Source organism: Psychrobacter sp. T6-1, from assembly GCF_052258445.1.
Genome location: NZ_JBQQFC010000593.1, coordinates 1 through 924, shown reverse-complemented (window position 1 = coordinate 924; position 924 = coordinate 1). Strand labels below are relative to the sequence as shown.

1 protein-coding gene is annotated in these 924 nt (G+C 45.7%); it reads left to right on the top strand.

Features of this window, described 5'->3' with window-relative positions; translation table 11 throughout:
• Positions 1-172 precede the first annotated feature (172 nt).
• Positions 173-924 (top strand): IclR family transcriptional regulator (locus ACTXGO_RS16485; protein WP_443575059.1); only part of this gene is annotated, 752 nt, incomplete at its 3' end.

The window sequence follows — 924 nt, the reverse complement described above, 5'->3', positions numbered from 1 at the left end:
CATGTCGTGCTCCTTGACGTGCGGTTTGGTTGAATCGCTCAATCTTGTCAAACAAATTAAATACTATACTTGACGTTAAAGTTTCACTGTGCGAAACTAAGTTTCATAATGTAAAACTATTAAAGCAGAAATGATTTGACTTGTAAATACCTAATTTAAGTTTGGGAACACTATGACTAAAAATATAATGGCAAATGTCTCCTTGTTGTCGCGCACTACGGATCTACTCAAGCAAAGTAAAGTCGATGAAGACCGACAATTCGTCGCCGCCTTAGGTCGTGGATTAGCTCTATTAGCAGCTTTCGAAAATGAAGATGCATTGAGCCACCAGCAACTGTGTCAGATGAGCGGACTGCCTAAGGCCACGGTTACTCGCCTAATTCATACCTTAACCACGCTTGGGTTTTTGCGTACCACACCGCATGGTCATTATCAGCTTGGTAGCAGCGCGGTACGTCTGAGCGCATCGGCATGGAGTCGTCATGATATGGTGGCAATCGCTGAGCCCTTACTGCGCCAGTTCGCCATTGACCATGAAGTATCAGTCAATCTAGCGACAGAGGTTGAAGGCGAGATGCGTTATTTGGCGTGTCATCGTAGCCCTGCGCGCCTGTCGGTCAATCTACAAGTGGGCTCTGCTGTCCCCATTGATAAAACGGCGATTGGACGCGCTTTTTATGCAGTCAGTACGCCAACTCGGCAAAGTGTTATTGATAATAAGTTGCAAGATCAGCTAAATAAAGAACACTATCAGCAAGCACAAAGTATGCTAATTAAGGCGACCAAATTCTATGAAGCAAACGGCTATACCCTATCAGACGGCGAGTTCTCGCCCGATATCTTGGCGGTAGCCGTTGGCGTATTCGATACCACTACAAGTCATTATGGCTATTCTCTCAATGCTAGCGTGCCAAGGGCGAATTG